General features: G+C 40.0%; 14 protein-coding genes. 6 read left to right on the top strand and 8 right to left on the bottom strand.

Annotated elements, in window-relative coordinates; genetic code table 11:
* Positions 1–79: 79 nt before the first annotated feature.
* The 5 genes from murA to R2S10_RS16140 form a co-directional block, all read right to left on the bottom strand.
* Positions 80–1,405, bottom strand: coding sequence for a UDP-N-acetylglucosamine 1-carboxyvinyltransferase (gene murA, locus R2S10_RS16160; RefSeq protein WP_316841460.1), 1,326 nt, complete (start codon positions 1,403–1,405; stop codon positions 80–82).
* Positions 1,406–1,444: 39 nt separating this feature from the next.
* Positions 1,445–2,137 (bottom strand): DUF4290 domain-containing protein, encoded by a 693-nt coding sequence (locus R2S10_RS16155; protein ID WP_316841459.1) that lies wholly within the window; start codon positions 2,135–2,137, stop codon positions 1,445–1,447.
* Between the two features lie 213 nt (positions 2,138–2,350).
* Complete coding sequence (locus R2S10_RS16150) at positions 2,351–4,657, bottom strand: ATP-dependent helicase (RefSeq protein WP_316841458.1); 2,307 nt, start codon at positions 4,655–4,657, stop codon at positions 2,351–2,353.
* Positions 4,658–4,777: 120 nt separating this feature from the next.
* Positions 4,778–6,322: a PH domain-containing protein gene (locus tag R2S10_RS16145; protein ID WP_316841457.1), complete on the bottom strand. Its 1,545-nt coding sequence runs from the start codon at positions 6,320–6,322 to the stop codon at positions 4,778–4,780.
* Positions 6,312–6,920: a PH domain-containing protein gene (locus R2S10_RS16140; protein WP_316841456.1), complete on the bottom strand. Its 609-nt coding sequence runs from the start codon at positions 6,918–6,920 to the stop codon at positions 6,312–6,314. The genes R2S10_RS16145 and R2S10_RS16140 overlap by 11 nt, the downstream gene beginning before the upstream one ends.
* 102 nt (positions 6,921–7,022) lie before the next feature.
* Here R2S10_RS16140 and R2S10_RS16135 point away from each other — a divergent pair, with 102 nt between their 5' ends.
* From R2S10_RS16135 to R2S10_RS16125, 3 genes are all read left to right on the top strand, one after another.
* A complete protein-coding gene (locus R2S10_RS16135; RefSeq protein ID WP_316841455.1) occupies positions 7,023–7,568 on the top strand; it encodes a hypothetical protein in 546 nt (181 codons plus the stop codon).
* 121 nt (positions 7,569–7,689) lie between these two features.
* On the top strand, positions 7,690–9,060 hold the full coding sequence (locus R2S10_RS16130) for a dipeptidase (protein WP_316841454.1): 1,371 nt from the start codon (positions 7,690–7,692) through the stop codon (positions 9,058–9,060).
* A 77-nt stretch (positions 9,061–9,137) separates the two neighbouring features.
* Entirely contained in the window at positions 9,138–10,070 is a 933-nt protein-coding gene (locus tag R2S10_RS16125; RefSeq protein WP_316841453.1) for a glycoside hydrolase family 25 protein, read from the top strand.
* Position 10,071: 1 nt separating this feature from the next.
* On the opposite strand, the gene R2S10_RS16120 is transcribed toward R2S10_RS16125, so the two are convergent.
* The 3 genes from R2S10_RS16120 to R2S10_RS16110 form a co-directional block, all read right to left on the bottom strand.
* Positions 10,072–10,545 carry a MarR family winged helix-turn-helix transcriptional regulator gene (locus R2S10_RS16120; protein WP_316841452.1) on the bottom strand — a complete coding sequence of 158 codons (474 nt, stop codon included), beginning with the start codon at positions 10,543–10,545 and terminating at the stop codon, positions 10,072–10,074.
* A 175-nt stretch (positions 10,546–10,720) separates the two neighbouring features.
* On the bottom strand, positions 10,721–11,815 hold the full coding sequence (locus tag R2S10_RS16115) for a dipeptide epimerase (protein ID WP_316841451.1): 1,095 nt from the start codon (positions 11,813–11,815) through the stop codon (positions 10,721–10,723).
* Between the two features lie 112 nt (positions 11,816–11,927).
* Positions 11,928–12,185 (bottom strand): hypothetical protein, encoded by a 258-nt coding sequence (locus R2S10_RS16110; protein WP_316841450.1) that lies wholly within the window; start codon positions 12,183–12,185, stop codon positions 11,928–11,930.
* A 39-nt stretch (positions 12,186–12,224) separates the two neighbouring features.
* On the opposite strand from R2S10_RS16110, the gene R2S10_RS16105 reads away from it, so the two are divergent.
* From R2S10_RS16105 to R2S10_RS16095, 3 genes are all read left to right on the top strand, one after another.
* Positions 12,225–14,249 (top strand): thioredoxin domain-containing protein, encoded by a 2,025-nt coding sequence (locus R2S10_RS16105; RefSeq protein ID WP_316841449.1) that lies wholly within the window; start codon positions 12,225–12,227, stop codon positions 14,247–14,249.
* Positions 14,249–14,749 (top strand): peptidylprolyl isomerase, encoded by a 501-nt coding sequence (locus R2S10_RS16100; protein WP_316841448.1) that lies wholly within the window; start codon positions 14,249–14,251, stop codon positions 14,747–14,749. The genes R2S10_RS16105 and R2S10_RS16100 overlap by 1 nt, the downstream gene beginning before the upstream one ends.
* A gap of 367 nt (positions 14,750–15,116) precedes the next feature.
* Entirely contained in the window at positions 15,117–18,287 is a 3,171-nt protein-coding gene (locus R2S10_RS16095) for a SusC/RagA family TonB-linked outer membrane protein (RefSeq protein ID WP_316841447.1), read from the top strand.
* Positions 18,288–18,298 lie beyond the last annotated feature (11 nt).

Raw genomic sequence — 18,298 nt, 5'->3', positions numbered from 1 at the left:
AAAGTCCCGGTTTTTCCGGGACTTTTTTTATGCTTTGTTATTAAATCAGGATCATGGTATTGATCCTGATTTTTAATATTTAGTGACTTGGTGCAGAGGCATCAACACGTTTAATCTGCGCGCCAATGGCACGTAAACGGGTGTCAATGTCTTGGTAACCACGCTCAATCTGCTCAATATTGAAGATTGTTGATTTTCCTTCAGCAGATAATGCAGCAATTAATAAGGATACTCCAGCACGGATATCAGGAGAAGTCATACTGATTCCTCTTAATTTATATTGCTTGTTGATACCATTTACTGTTGCTCTGTGTGGATCACAAAGGATGATTTGCGCACCCATATCGATCAGTTTATCTACGAAGAACAGGCGGCTTTCAAACATTTTCTGGTGAATCAATACAGATCCTTTGGCTTGAGTAGCTACTACCAATACGATGCTCAATAAGTCAGGCGTAAATCCTGGCCATGGAGAATCTGCAATGGTTAGCATTGATCCATCAATAAATGACTCAATTACATAGTGCTTCTGAGAAGGAATGAAAATATCATCACCTCTAAGCTCAAATTTGATACCTAGTTTTTTGAATACTTCCGGGATAATACCCAATTCAGAATAGCATACATCTTTAATGGTGATTTCCGATTCTGTCATTGCGGCAAGGCCGATGAAAGAGCCGATTTCAATCATATCAGGTAGCATACGGTGTTCTGTACCGCCTAATTTGGTTACACCTTCAATGGTTAGTAAGTTAGAACCTACACCAGTGATTTTTGCACCCATACGGTTTAACATTTTACACAGTTGCTGTAAGTAAGGCTCACAGGCAGCATTGTAAATTGTGGTGATTCCTTTGGCCATTACTGCCGTCATCACAATATTTGCAGTACCTGTTACAGAAGCTTCATCCATTAGGATATAAGCACCTTTAAGGGCAGTTGCATCTACGTTAAAGAACTCTTTTTTGGAATCATAAACGAATTTGGCACCTAGCTTTTCAAAGCCTAAGAAATGCGTATCCAATCTTCTGCGGCCGATTTTATCGCCACCAGGTTTAGGGATTGCTGCTTTACCAAAACGCGCTAATAGCGGTCCAACGATCATAATTGATCCTCTTAAGCTACCGCCTTTAGATTTAAATATATCTGATTGGAAGAATTCAAGGTTGATGTTTTTAGCTTCAAAAGTATAAGTGTCTTTCGAAAGACGTTCTACAGTTACACCAAGGTCTCCTAATAGTTCAATTAATTTGTTGACATCTTTGATGTCAGGGATGTTACTGATTGTTATTTTTTCTTCAGTTAATAAAACTGCTGAGATAATTTGAAGGGCTTCATTCTTTGCCCCCTGAGGTGTAATCTCACCTTTTAACTTTTGTCCACCAATTATTTCGAATGCATTCATGTTGTAATAAGCTTGTATAGTATGGTATATTGGTCAGAACTAGTGACGTGGTTTTGGATTATTATTGTTGCGTTGAGGGCGGTTGTTGTTGCTATTGCTAGCATTGTTTTGTCTGCCTTTACTGTTGTTGTTATTTTGTCTGCCGCGGTTATTGCTGTTCGCTGGTCTGGTTACTGCAGGTTTAAACTCAACCTTTGCCAGGTTTACATTTTCGTCTAGTTGTAATTGTCCGCCTGATAATTCGCGTAAGTTTTTTAGGATAGTTTCATCAGCTACACTGTCTTTGTTCCAGGTTACATAAGCCATTTTCATAAAATTGGCAATGCCCTGTACCATTGCAGCTCTGCGCTCCGGATCGTCAACCGCTTTGGCTTTCTCGATCATCGTTTCTACAGTTTTACCGTAATGTTTGTAGGTGATTTTTTGCTGAGGATAGCCGATATGTTTCGGTTTCACCAATGCGTCTTCCGGTGTAGGCTTAGGATATGGGCAGTCTACATCGATTTTATAACCTGAGATGATGTGTAAATGATCCCATAGTTTATGCTTAAAGTCAGCAACATCACGCAAATGGGGGTTTAAGAATCCCATAAGATCTATCACCGCCTGAGCGTATTTATTACGTTCTTCAAGGTCGGGTAATTCAATAATGTACTTCACCATGTTCTGTACATTACGGCCGTATTCGGCGAGGATTAACTCGTTTCTTGTGGTATTATAATCGAAATTCATCTGTATAATTATACTTTATTATTTTTATGTGCGACCGGTTTTGCGAACCGGTCGGCCCTATTGGGCGTATTAAATCTTCTTGAGTAAGCTAAATCTGCTAAAGGCCAATCGTATCAGGTGATAACGAGATAAAGCTATATTTTGTATAATCTTAATTTAAATTAGCAGTAATCAGGGCTTTATAAACTCATCCTGATTCTGTAAAGATATATTTTATTTAACAATTCGCAATTTAGCAAATTTTAATAATAACTGCTTATTACCCAGACCTTGAAAAAATACCGTTGCTTTTACATCAGGTAAACTACCTTCCAGACTCACAATCTTACCGAAACCGAACTTCTCATGCTCTACTTCCATTCCATTTTGGAATAGGTTGGCTGCATCAGGTGCGAAGCCAGCAGTAGGGACGTGTGCTTTAGGCAATACCGATGTTTTTGGCCTTGGCGCTGTTGATGTACCGGTTGTTGTTCCGGAAGCAGCAGGCTTAGGCTTGCTGAAACTGTCTCTTTGTTGCGTCCAGCTTCTTCTTTCTGAAGAGAAACTGTCCTCGCCAGGGCTAACTTTAGCCGCTTTTGGCACTTCAATTTCCAGGTAACGGGGATTGATTTCCTCAATAAAACGACTCGGCTCACAATTGGTAAGCGTTCCCCATCTGTATCTTGATGTAGAGTAGGTGAGGGTAAGTTTCTTTTCTGCACGGGTAACCGCTACATAGAATAACCTGCGTTCTTCTTCCAGGTCAGACCTCGAATTCAAGGACATCTGCGAAGGGAATAGGTTTTCCTCTAAACCTACCACGAACACGTTTTTAAACTCCAGACCTTTTGAAGAGTGAATGGTCATTAAAGAAACGGTGTCTACATTCTTGTCATTTGATTTATCATCATTGGTCAACAAAGCGATATCCTGCATGAATACTTCCAGACTGCGGTCTTCAATATCCTCGCGTTCTCCAAATTCCTTGATCCCGTTTAGTAATTCCTGTATGTTTTCATGTCTTCCACGACCTTCATCAGTCATGTCAGAATGTAATTCTTTTAGAATTCCGGAATGTTGTGCAATGTACAAGGCTGCTTCGTAGGCATCTAATTTCTTAGCTTCTACGGTGAAACTCTTGATCATCATTGCAAAATCATTCAATTGATTGGCAATTCTTCCTGCAATATATTGCTGTGGGTTACAAACAACTTCCCACATGGTGGTATTGTGTTCATCTGCAGCAACCAATAATTTCTCTACCGTGGTATCTCCAAGCCCTCTTTTTGGGTAATTGATGACCCTTTTGATGGCTTCTTCATCACTTGGATTGAAAGTTAAGCGGAAATAGGCGATTAAATCCTTGATCTCTTTACGTTGGTAGAAAGATAAGCCGCCATAGATTTTATAAGGAACATTGAGTTTTCTTAAACCTTCCTCCATTGCTCTTGATTGCGCATTGGTACGGTATAAAATGGCAAAATCATTGTAGTTATAGCCTTTAGAGCTGCGTTCCTGAATGATGGCTTCGGCTACAATTTTACCTTCCTCATTGTCAGTAAATGCACGCTGAACCCTAATTCTGTCGCCAGACTCATTATCAGAGAATACATTCTTTTCCAATTGGTTTTTATTGTTGGCGATGATGCTGTTCGCAACTTCTACAATATTTTGGGTAGAGCGGTAATTCTGCTCTAATTTATAAACTTTCAGATCCGGGTAATCACGTTCAAAATTCAGGATGTTCTGAATATTTGCACCCCTGAAGGCATAAATACTTTGGGCATCATCACCTACCACACAGATGTTCTGGTAAGCTGCTGCTAGTTTCTTAACGATGGTATACTGGGAAAAGTTGGTATCCTGGTACTCATCCACCATCAGGTATTTAAATTTCTGTTGGTATTTGTTTAGTACATCAGGGTGGTTTTTTAACAATACATTGGTTTTAAACAACAGATCGTCAAAATCCATTGCTCCTGATTTGAAGCAACGTTTGGTATAGGTTTCATAAATCGCACCAATTAAAGGGCGTTTATTGCTAATATCTTCAGCTTGAATTTCTGCATTCTCCTGGTATTCGGTATGAGAAACCAGGTTGTTTTTTGCGGAAGAGATTCTGTTGTAGACGAAGTTGGCATTGTAAAGCTTGTCGTCAAGCTGCATCTCACGTAAGATCGCTCTGATCAGACTTTTACTGTCGTCTGTATCATAGATGGTGAAACTGGAAGGATAGCCGATTTTTTCAGCTTCTACTCTTAATATTTTCGCAAATACGGAGTGAAAAGTACCCATCCAGATGTTTTTTGCTTCTGCGCCAATCACTTTCATGATTCGCTCACGCATATCTTTTGAGGCCTTATTGGTAAAGGTAAGCACCAGAATATTGAAGGGATCTACTCCTTTTTCAATCAGGTGAGCTACTCTATAAGTGATGACACGTGTTTTTCCGGAGCCGGCACCTGCGACAATCATTGCTGGTCCCTGGGTGTTTTCTACTGCTGCGCGTTGTTGGGGGTTTAATCCTGCTAAATAATCCAAAATGCTATCCTGTTCTGCTTTTTAAAGGTATTGTTTAAACCATGTATTCTGATTGGCTTCTCCTAAGGTAGGCCTATCCACATTCGGACAAAAATAAGAAAACTATGTCTCTTATTGGAGTTACATCCAATCTTTTTTGCCCGACTCTACTTTATATAACCAATAGTTTACCATATGATGAATATCGGCATACTTTCCATACTTAAAATGTAAGGTTCCGGCGGCAGTATGTAGTATCAAATGACCAATATCCGCTTTCTTATGCCAGAAATATTGCTTGGTCGTTACCTTTTGAATTTTATGAGGTTCAAGAGTTTGATACTCGATGTCCCAGATGCCACTTTTTTTGATGATGAACTCTTCGGATACGTATAGACGGTGATGAGCATACTCAAAATACAAGGCAGTTCCTACTAAAATGGAATAGGGGATAATCCACCATAAATATTCCTGTAAAGAGGGCTTTATAGTGGCCAGAGCTGTAAAAGCCAGGACAGGGATGGCGATACGTAACATGACGGTTAGGAATAAAAACCGGTAGTTAGGAATAAAAGCACTGCCTTGAAGCGGTAAGCGGTCGTAGATCATTTTAAGCAGCTCATTCTTTTCTCTTTCATCACAACCAGGGATTTCGATGTCATGCTTTTTATTGTCCTGATCCGCCTCCGCAGCCGTACTGAAAGCCGCTTGTTTGAACTTTAGATTGATCAGGTTTAGTTTCTTTTGAAAGTAATTCTGACTGTAGCTGCTGATTTGCACCCGGGCAGGTTTTAGTAAGGTGTGTTTCTTCTCAAAGAGACCGGAATGGATAGATAGGTAGTTTTGCGCTCTTCTGACTTCAAAGTCGAAGTATTTGATAAAGGTTCTGATCAGGTTGGTACCCAAAACCACCATCAAAGCTAGCATGAGGAGTACACAGAGGGAGATTAAACCAAGTCCTTTGGTGCTGAGTTGCTGGAGTGGATTTTCCTCGAGTTCAAAAGCTTCAGTGTAGTTTTTTGTAGCCTCCAGAATTGCGTAGATGAAACCGGACAATAGTGCGATACTTGCTCCGTAATTGGAGGTTAATCCTATTTTAAATAAGGTAGTGTTGCTTAATTTGAGTAATGGGCTGTTATTTTTAGCAGTAGTACGGTTTTCGGCTGGAGAAGTATTGGCTGCGCTAATTTCTGCTGTATTCGTTTGATCAACTTCAGCTATAAAGTTTTTACTCAATAGTTTTTCCCGAAGCATGGTGGCCGCCTGGTGGTCGATGGCCCTGATACTCGCTTCTTTTTTATCGCTTCCTGCGGTATCAATTTCGAGGCTGTATACGCCAACGAGTCTTTGGATGAGGGATTGATTGATGTTTACCTGTTGGATTTTATCCAGTCGGATGATCAGGTTTTCTCTATTGAGAACACCCTTTTGGATCACAAACTCCTGTTTTTCCTCATCAAGATAAAAGCTAAATTTAAGGTAGCTGAGGTAGGAATAGATGGCAAGAATAAGAAGGTAAATCAAGAATCCTGCAAGGAGGTAGTTCGTACCACCGCTTTTGGTACGAGCAAGGAGCAGGATGAGTGGAAAGATCAATACCCTGATACTTTGTTGCAGGTGGTTGACGAATATGATGACTACACCTACCACAGACTGTCTTTTTGGTGTACTAAAATTAGTTTCCATCACTGTCTTTGGTTAATTCATGACCTTCTTTGTTGTCTTGCGTATTTTCTGTAGGATGCTGGATTGGGTTTTCAGCAACTGTTGTTTCCTGATGATTGATCTGCTTGCTGAGTTCTTCTTTAATTGATCTGGCCAGTTCGATATCCAATCCTGGGATGACTATATTTCCCGAAATCCCACCGGCGGTAAAAATATGTAAAGATGCCAATTGAAACATTCTTGAAAACACGCCTTCATTGAGGGTAATGTGTTGAATCCTGCTGAATGGAATAACGGAAGTGGTTATAGAAATAATCCCACTTTTATAAATCAGGTCTTTTTCTCTGATGGCGTAACCTCTTTTCTTGATACTGATCCCATAAAAGCTGACCAAGAGCTGTGCAAATAATAGGTATCCGCCAATAAAAAGATAGGGTTTGGGTAAGGATATTTTAAGCAGGAAAATAAGGAGATAAGCAGCGAGGGCAAAGAAAAGCATAAAAACCGCTATATTCAATAAGATGACTTTCCAGTACTTCTTGTTTACTTTATTAAGGACTACCGTCTCGTATTTTGGCAGTAGGTTGATATCGATGTTTTCGTTCCTGAAATCTTGCATTTTGTATATAAAATAGCGTTCGAAACGAAGTTAATAAATTATTCTTATGCCGGGTCTCAGGGGGATTTGTGTTTATTTTCATATTTTTATAAAAAATATTTTATGAAGTTAGAAATTGAAGTAGATGTTATAGGTGTTCATTTGACTGATTTTGAAGGAAAGATAGTAGCACCTGCTTTTATTGATAGTGTGGATGGTGGTGTTAAAATGACATTTTTGGGTATTGATGCCCTAAAGGAATATAAGTCGGAACTGATGAAGGAAGATGCAGAAGTTGCTGCTGGTTCGGAAACAGAAATAAAAGAGAAGATTAATAAAGGCTTGAAAAGAGCGATTTCTGATCATATTAATGTGATGGAATCTATCAGGGTTTATTCTGAAGCTTTATTCACCTTTATATATAGTACTGATGCGCATAGAGAAGATAAAAAATACATCTTCAATGAGCTGATTGAAGGTTTGCGTGTTGCAGAAAATGACGGGGAACTGGATACTGCGATTAAGGACAGTACTTATGAAATGGGAGAGTTTACTATTGGTTATAAAATGGCATTTAGAAAGTACTCTTGTGATTTCGTAAACTATGATTTTATTGCACTAAGAGATCAATTGGTAACGGATTTGGTCGGATTACAAAAGAGTTTGTAAGGGGATTTACCTTTACCTAACCCTTATTAATGATTTTAATAAGGGTTTTTTTATGCGCTTTTCAGAATAAATTTTTCTAGTTTTATCGACTCAAATTAGAGCGTTAAAATACCCATTTGTTATGCAAGAGATTAAAAAATATGTAGAAGACAACAAACAACGTTTTTTAGACGAATTGTTTGAACTGTTACGTTTTCCTTCGGTGAGTGCAGATCCTAAATATAAAGGTGATGTATTGAAGACAGCTGATTTTGTAGCTCAGAAACTGAAAGAAGCTGGTGCGGATAATGTTGAAGTTTGCGAAACTGCCGGCTATCCTATTGTTTATGGTGAGAAAATCATTGATGCAGCATTGCCTACCGTTTTAATTTACGGTCATTATGATGTGCAGCCTGCAGATCCATTAGAGTTATGGAAAACGCCTCCTTTTGAGCCAACTGTACGTGATGGTAAAATCTATGCACGTGGTGCCTGTGATGATAAAGGACAGTTCTACATGCATGTTAAAGCTTTTGAGCTGATGATGAAAACCAATACTTTAGCTTGTAACGTAAAGTTCATGATTGAAGGTGAGGAAGAAGTAGGTTCTGCAAACCTTGGTGTGTTTGTGAAAGCAAATACCGAGCGTTTAAAAGCAGATGTAGTATTGATTTCTGATACTTCTATGATCAGCATGGAAAATCCTTCTATTGAAACCGGACTTCGTGGCCTGGCTTATATGGAAGTGGAAGTAGTAGGTCCGAATCGTGATTTACACTCTGGTGTATATGGTGGTGCAGTAGCAAACCCGGCAACGATTTTATGTAAATTGATTGCTTCATTACATGATGAAAATAACCACATTACTATTCCTGCATTTTATGATAAGGTAGTAGAATTAACTGAGGCAGAAAAAGCGGCATTAAATTCAGCGCCATTCGACCTGGATGAATATAAAGAAGACCTGGAGATCGGTGCGGAATGGGGTGAGAAAGGTTATTCTACTTTAGAACGTACTGGAACAAGACCAACATTAGAAGTAAACGGTATCTGGAGCGGTTATATCGGTGAAGGTGCTAAAACTGTATTGCCTTCTAAAGCGAATGCTAAAATCTCTATGCGTTTGGTTCCAAATCAGACTTCTGAAGAGATCTCTGAAATCTTCGCGAAGCATTTTGAAAGTATTGCTCCTGATTATGTAAAGGTAAAAGTAACTGCACACCATGGTGGTGAGCCGGTAGTAACTCCAACAGATAGCGTGGCTTACCGTGCTGCTGAACAAGCCATCCTGGATTCATTTGGTAAAAAACCAATTCCTACAAGAGGTGGTGGTAGTATTCCAATTGTTGCATTATTCGAAAGTGCCTTAGGTATCAAATCGGTATTGTTAGGATTCGGATTAGATAGCGATGCTTTGCACTCTCCAAATGAGAAATATGACATCTTTAACTATTATAAAGGAATTGAGACTTTACCTTTATTCCACAAATATTTTGCAGAGTTGAGTAAATAAGTACTTGATTATAAATCGAATAAATAGTTATTCAAAAAAGGGCAGCCAAATCGGTTGCCCTTTTGTATTTTTACAGCATGCCTTTAGTACCACCAGATTCTCCCTTACTTAAAAAAACTCCTGTTGCAAGAAAGCCGGTTACGCCTAGAAAAAAGCCTGCCGTAAAACCTGTGGTAAAGCGGAAAGTGGTAAAGAAGAAAAAGGCAATGGCTTTGGAGTGGAAGTTTGCCATCGTAGGGTTAATGCTGATCCTGCTGTCGCCATTTTATTATGGTTATATCATCAAAGGATTTAGTTCTACCTGGCGCTGGATGAAAGACTGGGGACAAGATCCAAATTACCGTACCTATAGCAGTTTTGACATTCGCATACCTAAGAAACATTCCATTCATGGTATTGATGTTTCTTATTACCAGGGAAAGATAGACTGGCGTAAGGTAAAGGCAATGAAAGAGGATGAGGTACAGGTTAAATTTGCCTTTATAAAGGCTACAGAAGGGATTTTAAGTGTAGATCCATATTTTCAGCGTAATTGGAGGGAAGCGGCCAAAGCTGGGATTGTTTGCGGTGCTTATCATTTTTTCAGGCCTCAGAAATCCGGTGAATGGCAAGCCAAGTTTTTTCTGCAAACGGTAAAGTTTGAAGAGGGGGATTTACCACCGGTAGTGGATATTGAGCAGTTGAATGGTGTAGACCCTGCCAGTATGCGCAAAGAACTTCAGGAGTTTATCCGTTATGTTGAGAAAAAGACGAAGGTGAAACCAATTATCTATTCCGGCCTTACTTTTTACAAAGATTACTTAAAAGGGCATTTCGATGAATACCCTTTATGGATTGCACATTACCATCAGGCAAAGCTGAAGGTGAGCGGGGATACCAATTGGTTTTTCTGGCAGCATTCTGATAAAGCCCGGATTACCGGGATCAATCATGTAGTAGATTTCAATGCTTTTAATGGCGATAGCACTGCTTTTGAGCGACTGAGGATTCCTAAAATCCTCAGTTACTAATTTAGCCTTGCGTACCACCCATCAGGTGGCATTGATGTAATTTCTCATGGAAATGAATCATCTTTTCCATGGTTTCAGTCATCATTTCCAATTGTTTCTTGCCAATTAGTTTTTCGTATTTGCTGGTGAGCAGGCTTGCTTGTTGTGCCACCTGCAGGTAGAAATTTCGGCCTTCTTCAGTGAGTTGAAGGAGGTTGGAACGGGCGTCTGTGGTGCTTTTTTCTGCTTTAATCAGGCCGTTTTGCTCCAATTCTTTCATGATCTTCCCTGTAGCTTGTCTACTTACTTTGAGGCTTGCTGCAATTGCACTGCTGGATTTTCCATTTAAACCAACGGCCATAAAAAATGGCATGAAGGCCATGTTGAACTGCGGTTGATGAAGAGGGCATATGTTCTTCTCGCCCCAATCGTCTGTTAGTTTTTTGAGAACATATAACTGTTGAAATAAGACAGCTTGTTTATGGTAGTCTATCATTAATGTGGTGGTGTTTGTAAACTAAGTTTACCAAATTAATAAAATTGATTAAAAAAATCAAGAGGTGTTTATACGGGAATTGTTGATTTTTCCGCAAATAAAAGGAGGGCTTAGGAAAAACAGGAATAAGGAACAAGGTATGGGCTTGTTCCTAAGTGATATACCATAATAACTGCTAAACGAGGAAACGCTCGCAGGTTTTTAAAAATTCCGGATCTGCATCCGCTCCAATACCCGGACTGTCGGGGACTTCCAGAAGATATCCGTTATAGGTTAATCCGCCTATAACCGGATCGATCAGGTGCCCGAGTAGACAGGTATCGAGATCAAAGAAGATTACATTTGGACAGGATAAAGCGAAATGTAGGTTAGCAGTAGTAGCAATCCTGCTTTCGAGCATACTGCCAATCATACATTTTGTGCCGGTTTGAAGCGCAACTTCATGGATCTTTTGGGCTTCCAGTATGCCCCCGGATTTGGCGAATTTGATGTTCAGGTATTCGCAGGACTTACTATTGATCAGTTTCCTAGCGTCGTGATGGTTATAGCAGCTTTCATCGGCCATGATTTTAACCGGAGAATTGAGGTTTAATTCAGGTAAATAATCGTCGTACCAGGTTCGCATGGGTTGCTCACAGAATTCTATATCGTATTCGGCAAGTTTGCCCAGGCCAAAAAGTGCATCATCAAAATTCCATCCCTGATTTGCATCGAGCCGGATTTTTAGGTTTTCTCCTACTGCTTCCCGGATTTGTTTAATGCGCTCAATATCTTCTTTGATGTTTTTTCCTAGTTTGACTTTTAAAATGTTGCAGCCTTGTTGCTGGTATTTTACTGCAGCGCTGGCCATGGTTTCCGGATGGTCTATACCAATGGTCATGTCGGTTTCAACAATTCTCTTTTGTCCACCAAGAAATTGATATAAGGGTTGTTTGGCATGTTTTGCGGAAATATCAAATAAGGCCATGTCAAAAGCGCTTTTGATGGTTCCGTTGTGTGCATAACCCATTAAATCATTCATCCTTTCCGGAATGTCAAGTGGGTCTTTTCCAATCAGGATTTTAGCAAAAACTTTTGCCATCGCCAGACAAGTTTCCTGACTTTCTCCAACAATCATTGGGAAAGCTGAGCATTCCCCAACGCCGTAAATCCCGGAATCAGTATGTATTTTGATCAGCACATTTTGTGCAAAATCCATGGTGCCTGTTGCAATCACAAAAGGAATCATAGGAATGCTAAAGCGGTAAATCTCTGTGTGGATGATCTTCATAGCGTTGTGGCTTTTAGTAAAAATACCGATTTTGTGTCACATTACATCAGTAGAATCTTGCCATGACCGCTTTTCAAAATCTCAGGGTAAAACTACAGCCGGAAAAGTAGGGCTACTTTTTTATGGTAATGGTTCTGCCGGTTACCAGATGGAAATTGTAAATCCTGTATAAACCATCATCAGTAGTTTCAATTTCTTCTACCAGGCCGGTTTTGCTAAAGGTATCGGTCACCAGATCTCCTTTTTTTACTTCTTGTAATACCTCTGAAGGGGTGTCTTTATTTAATCTGATCATTTCCGTCGCTTTATCTGTCTTTAATTTGTTGTTAAAGATAGGGGCATCCATGGCTTTATCTGTCTTTTGTCGCATAATAAATGCTGTTCCTGCTCAATTTTTTACCTTTATCTCATGAATATGGAACCTAATCGCTTAATTAATGCCTCTTCACCTTACCTTTTACAGCATGCCTATAATCCGGTACAGTGGTATGAATGGGGGAAAGAGGCTCTGGAGAAAGCTCAAAAGGAAAATAAACTCATTTTGGTCAGCATTGGTTATTCCGCTTGTCACTGGTGTCATGTGATGGAAAGAGAAAGCTTTGAAAACCATGAAGTAGCAAAGGTAATGAACGGCAATTTCGTCTGTATTAAAGTGGATCGGGAAGAGCGTCCTGACATCGACCAGATCTATATGCTGGCGATTCAATTAATGACAGGTAGCGGTGGCTGGCCTTTAAACTGTTTGTGTTTACCAGATCAACGCCCCATTTATGGAGGCACTTATTTTAAAAAAGAAGATTGGCTGAGCGTACTGGAAAATGTAGCTTCCCTTTGGGAAGATGATCCCAATCAAGCGAAACAGTATGCCGATCGCTTAACGGATGGTATCCGCAATGCGGAGAAAATCATTCCTAATGTAAAGTCTGATGTGTATACCCTCGAACATATTACCGAAATAGTTAATCCCTGGAAGCGTTCTTTTGATCTTAAAGCAGGAGGTTATAACCGGGCGCCTAAGTTTCCCATGCCAAACAACTGGCAGTTTATGTTACGGTATAGTTTTTTAACCGGCGATCAAGAGACACATCAGGCGAGCCTGCTGACTTTAGAAAAGATGGCTTTAGGAGGTATTTATGATCAGATAGCCGGAGGTTTTGCCCGGTACTCGGTAGATAAGGAATGGAATGTTCCCCATTTTGAGAAGATGTTGTATGATAATGCACAGTTGATCAGCTTGTATGGAGAAGCGTATCAGTATAGTCGGATTCCTTTGTTTAAAGAGGTTGCAGAAGAAAGCATTGCCTGGTTGAGCAGGGAAATGACTTCACCTGAAGGGTTGTTCTATGCGGCATTGGATGCAGATAGCGAAGGGGTAGAAGGTAAGTATTATGTTTGGGGTCAAGAGGCCTTTGAAGTGATTACGGATGCAGATTATATGCTGCTCTCGGATTATTATCAGGTTACTGAGGAAGGGAATTGGGAAGAGGAGCAGACGAATATCCTCCGAAGAAAATTAACAGACCCAGAGTTTGCGGCGGAAAAGGGTATTTACCTGGATGAGTTGCAAGCCAAAGTAAAGGCTGCCAAAGAAAAGTTGCGCTTATATAGGGATCAACGGATTCGGCCAGGATTGGATGATAAGTGTTTGACCGCCTGGAACGCGTTGGCCATCAAAGGCCTGGCGGAAAGTGCAGATGTTTTCGATGAACCTGCTTATCTGAGCCCAGCAATAAAGGCTGCTGATTTTATCCTCAGTTTCATGAGGACTCCTGACGGGGGATTGTATCGTAATTTCAAGAAGGGGAAAGTAAGCATTCCAGGATTTCTGGATGATTATGCTTTTTTTATTGAAGCACTGCTTAGTCTGTATCAGGCAGATTTTAATGAGAAATGGTTATTGGAAGCGAAAGTACTTACAGATTATGTAATTCAATATTTTGCAGATCCTGACAGTCCGATGTTTTTCTATACACCATCAGATGGTGAAATATTGATTGCAAGGAAGCACGAAGTGATGGATAATGTAATCCCTGCATCAAATTCTGTGATGTCGCAAAACTTACAGATGCTGGGTCTGCTGTTCGACGAGGAAGTGTATTTGAACCGGGCATCAGCTATGCTTGCTGCGGTACAACCACAGCTTAAGACTTATGGCTCTGCATACTCAAATTGGGCGATTCAGCTGTTAAATGAGGTCTATGGAATCAACGAAATTGCCTTAGCAGGAAGAGCGGTAAATGCCTTGAAAAGAGAAATAAATACCCTGTATATTCCCAATAAGATTATCCTCTCAGGAACAAATTCAACGTTGCCTTTGTTAAAAGATAAGGAAAGCATTGAAACAAAAATCTATATTTGCCGAAATAAAGTGTGCCAGTTGCCAGTAACTACTGTTGATGAAGCATTAAAATTGATAACTAAAATAACATCATAATGAGTATTAAACCCAATACAGTAGTATCATTAACGTACGAATTGCATACGACTAATGAAGAAGGACAACAAGTTTTTGTAGAGAAAGCAGATGAGCAAAATGCGCTTGTGTTTCTTTATGGTACAGGAATGATGTTGCCAAAGTTCGAAGAGCATTTGGCTGGATTAAATGTTGGTGATGAGTATAGCTTTGAGCTTACTGCAGCTGATGGTTACGGTGATTTAGATCCGGGAGCTTTCGCTGACTTGCCTATCGATATGTTCAAAGAAGCTGGATTACCTGCTGTAGGTGATGTAATTCCTTTGCAAGATAACCAAGGTAACCATTTCAGAGCTGGTGTTACTGCAATCCACGAAACTTCTGTTTCTGTAGATTTGAATCACCCAATGGCAGGAAAAAACCTGATTTTTGCAGGTAAAATCCTTTCTGTACGCGAAGCTACTGAAGAAGAATTAAGTCATGGCCATGCACACGGTGCAGATGGTCACCAAGGTCACTAGTAGATCCAAATTGATATTAAAGAGGGCATCCTGATTCAGGTTGCCCTCTTTTTTTTTATTGCAGATTTTTTGCAAAATAGAGGGCTTAGGTGTTTCTTTTTAAATTCATTTTTCTTTAGCCGCCCCATGGCTTTATAAAAAGTTTTCTTTTGTTTTTTAAGTTTTGAGAGTTTTTTGAGGGTTTTGGTTTCTTTTTTAAGGAAGGAGTGCCTGGAATGGCTTTGCGGTATGTTATTAGTTTTGTTGCAAAAAATAATTGCAAATAATATGCAATTAATCCAAAACAATTCTATATTTGATTTTGTAATCTGCTTCCTGATTCAGGCATTTTACTCTTAACCTAACCAAACCACCTAACCAAAAAACCATGATTCGAAAACTACCATTACTGTTTCTATTGTTGGGACCGATAGCGGTGCCAATACCAGCAGTTTTTGCAACAGCAGCTCCGATAGCCTATGTTGAGGTAAATTTGCGGGAAATTAAAGGACGTGTGACCGCCTCCGATGATCAGCTATCCATTCCTGGGGTATCTGTAGTCCTGAAGTCAGACCCTAAAAGAGGAACAAAAACTGATGAAAAAGGAAACTTTGTACTGAGCATTCCTGAAGGGCCACAAACTTTGATCTTTACCTATATCGGCTATAAAAAGAAAGAAGTACAGGTACAGCTAGAAAGTCAAATAGAAGTACAACTTTCGCCAGCAGATGAAAACACCCTGAACCAGGTGGTCGTAACTGCAATGGGGATCAAGAAAGACAGAAAAGCATTGCCTTATGCACTAACAGAAGTAAAAGGTACTGAATTTACGCAGGCAAGAGAAACCAATCTCGCTAATGCGCTGGTAGGTAAAGTAGCAGGGGTAAATGCGACAAGTACTGCCACAGGACCAAGTGGTTCCAGTAGGGTGATCATTAGGGGAAATGGTTCCTTAAACGGAAACAACCAACCTTTATATGTGGTTAATGATATGCCGATTGACAATACCTTACTTGGTTTACCATTAACCGAAGGTTATACTGCCGATGGGATTGCCAATGGTTTAAACATAGACCGTGGTGATGGAATTTCAGGGATTAATCCGGATGATATTCAAAGTATCACCATCTTAAAAGGGGGAACCGCAGCAGCTTTATATGGCTCTTTGGCCTCCAATGGGGTGATTTTGATCAAAACTAAAAGAGGTGGCCCACAAAAAGGTCTGGGCATAGATTTCAATTCTGGGTTTACGATGGAATCACCAGTTGTGATTCCAGATTGGCAATATGAATATGGAGCTGGTAAAAATGGAGTTAAACCATTGACACAAGCAGAGGCAATTGCTGCGGGACGCTCTTCCTGGGGGGCAAAAATGGATGGCTCAGATGTGATCCAGTTTGATGGGGTAAAAAGACCTTACAGTCCACAGAAAGATAACATTCAGAATTTCTATCAGACAGGAACTACCACAACCAATACGCTTGCCCTTTCTGGTGGTAGTGAATCGGCAAATGGTAGGTTCTCACTATCAGATATGGACAATAGGGGCATCGTTCCCAATACAACTTTCAATAGAAAGACCTTCAATTTTGCTGGAGAGTTGGTGCTTTCCAAATGGTTAAGGATTGATGCGGTGATGCAGTATAATCTGGAAAATGCAAAGAACAGAACGGTTGTGAATGATGCTTATGGTAATCCGAACTGGGGTACATATATGATTGCAAACACGGTTGATATTCGTGATCTGGCGCCAGGATATGATGATAATGGTAATGAAGTTGCCTGGAACCCTGTGCCAATTGCGAGTAACCCTTATTTTGTAGTCAACAAGTTTAAAAAGAACGATACCAGGAACCGCTTCCTATCTATGGTCAACCTGAAGTTAAACTTATTGCCGGAGTTATTTTTTAATGCCAGAATCGGTCAGGATTATAATGACTTTAAATACTTAGGTATCGTGCCAACAGGCTCTTTATACACGCCATTAGGTGGTGCGAAGGAAGAAAGATCTAATCTAACCACTATCAATAGTGAGGTGACTATCAATTATAACAAACAGAATCTTTTGGAAGGTTTCTCTTTGAATGCTTTATTTGGGGTTAATAACCGATCTTCTAAAAGGGATGAAGTGTTGATTCAAGGGAAAGATTTTATCACTCCAAACTTCTACTCTATTTCGAATTTAGGAACTGTGACTACTACCTATCCCTATGGTAAAACGAAAACCTCTTCTTTATTTGGATCTGCAGATCTTGATTATAGAAACCTGGTTTTCCTGACTTTAACTGGTCGCCAGGACTGGTTTTCTACACTTGCACCTAAAAATAATACGATATTTTACCCATCGATTGGAACGAGTGTAATTCTGTCTTCGATATTGAAAATGCCTTCCTGGATTCAGTATGCAAAGTTGCGCTCTTCATGGGCACAGGTAGGAGGAGCGACACCAGATCCTTATGCCTTGAATCCTTCTTATTCTATGATTCAAAATGGACACCTCGGTCAACAGTTGCAGCAGGTAACAAGCACCAGAATTCCTAATCCGAATCTAAGTCCTTTAACTTCTACCACTTTTGAACTAGGTTTTGAAGCTTCATTGTTTCAAAACAGATTAGGGATAGACTTTGCATGGTACGATAGAAGCACTACTAAAGATATCGTTGAAACCACGGTTTCCACTGGCTCAGGCTATAGAACCGCCTTGTTAAATGTGGGAGAGATTAGTAATAAAGGGGTAGAACTCCTGTTAACAGGGAAGGTTATTGATAAAGCTAATTTCTCATGGAATACCAGTGTAAATACTGCTTATAACAAAAATGAAGTGTTGCAACTTGCAGAAAATCTGAATTCTATTGTGATGGCCTCTGCCGTAAATGGTTATGCCTATATCTATAGTAAGGTAGGTAGTCCATACAGTGTGATTATGGGGAGAAGAGAATTGAAAGATGCGAATGGGAAGACGGTTTATAATGTTTCAGGGGGTGTTGCTACGCCAGTTCCCGGACCTCTAGAGCAACTTGGACAAGGGGTGCATCCCTGGGCAGTTGGGTTTTCAAATGATTTCAGGTATAAGAAATTCAGTTTGAACATTTTGATTGATGGTAAATTCGGTGGAAGCTTGTATTCCGGTACTGATTTATATGGTACCCGTATGGGGCTCACAAAAATGACACTTGGCGGCCGTGATACAGGAGTGCCTATTAATGGGGTAGATATAGGCGGAAACCCAGTGAATATGGTGATCGATCCTTCGCTACTAGAGAAATATTATGGAGATGGTTTTAGAAATATCTCTTCACTATTTGTGTATGATGCCAGTTTTATTAAACTGCGTCAGGTGGTGCTGACTTATCAATTGCCAGTCAGTAAAGTGAAAATGTTATCAAAATTGAGTTCTGCTACACTTTCCCTGGTAGGTCGTAACCTTTTTATCCTTTATAAGAAAACGCCAAATGTAGATCCTGAATCTGTGTTTAGCGCAGGAAATGCACAGGGTATTGAGCAGTTTGGCGTGCCGCGCACCAGAAGTTACGGATTGAATTTAACGGTTAAATTTTAAACATCAGCACC

The sequence above is a fragment of the Pedobacter gandavensis genome, assembly GCF_032678745.1.
GTDB lineage: Bacteria > Bacteroidota > Bacteroidia > Sphingobacteriales > Sphingobacteriaceae > Pedobacter > Pedobacter gandavensis_C.
Note: the sequence above shows the minus strand (reverse complement) of the source record. Positions and strands in the feature narration are given on the sequence as shown.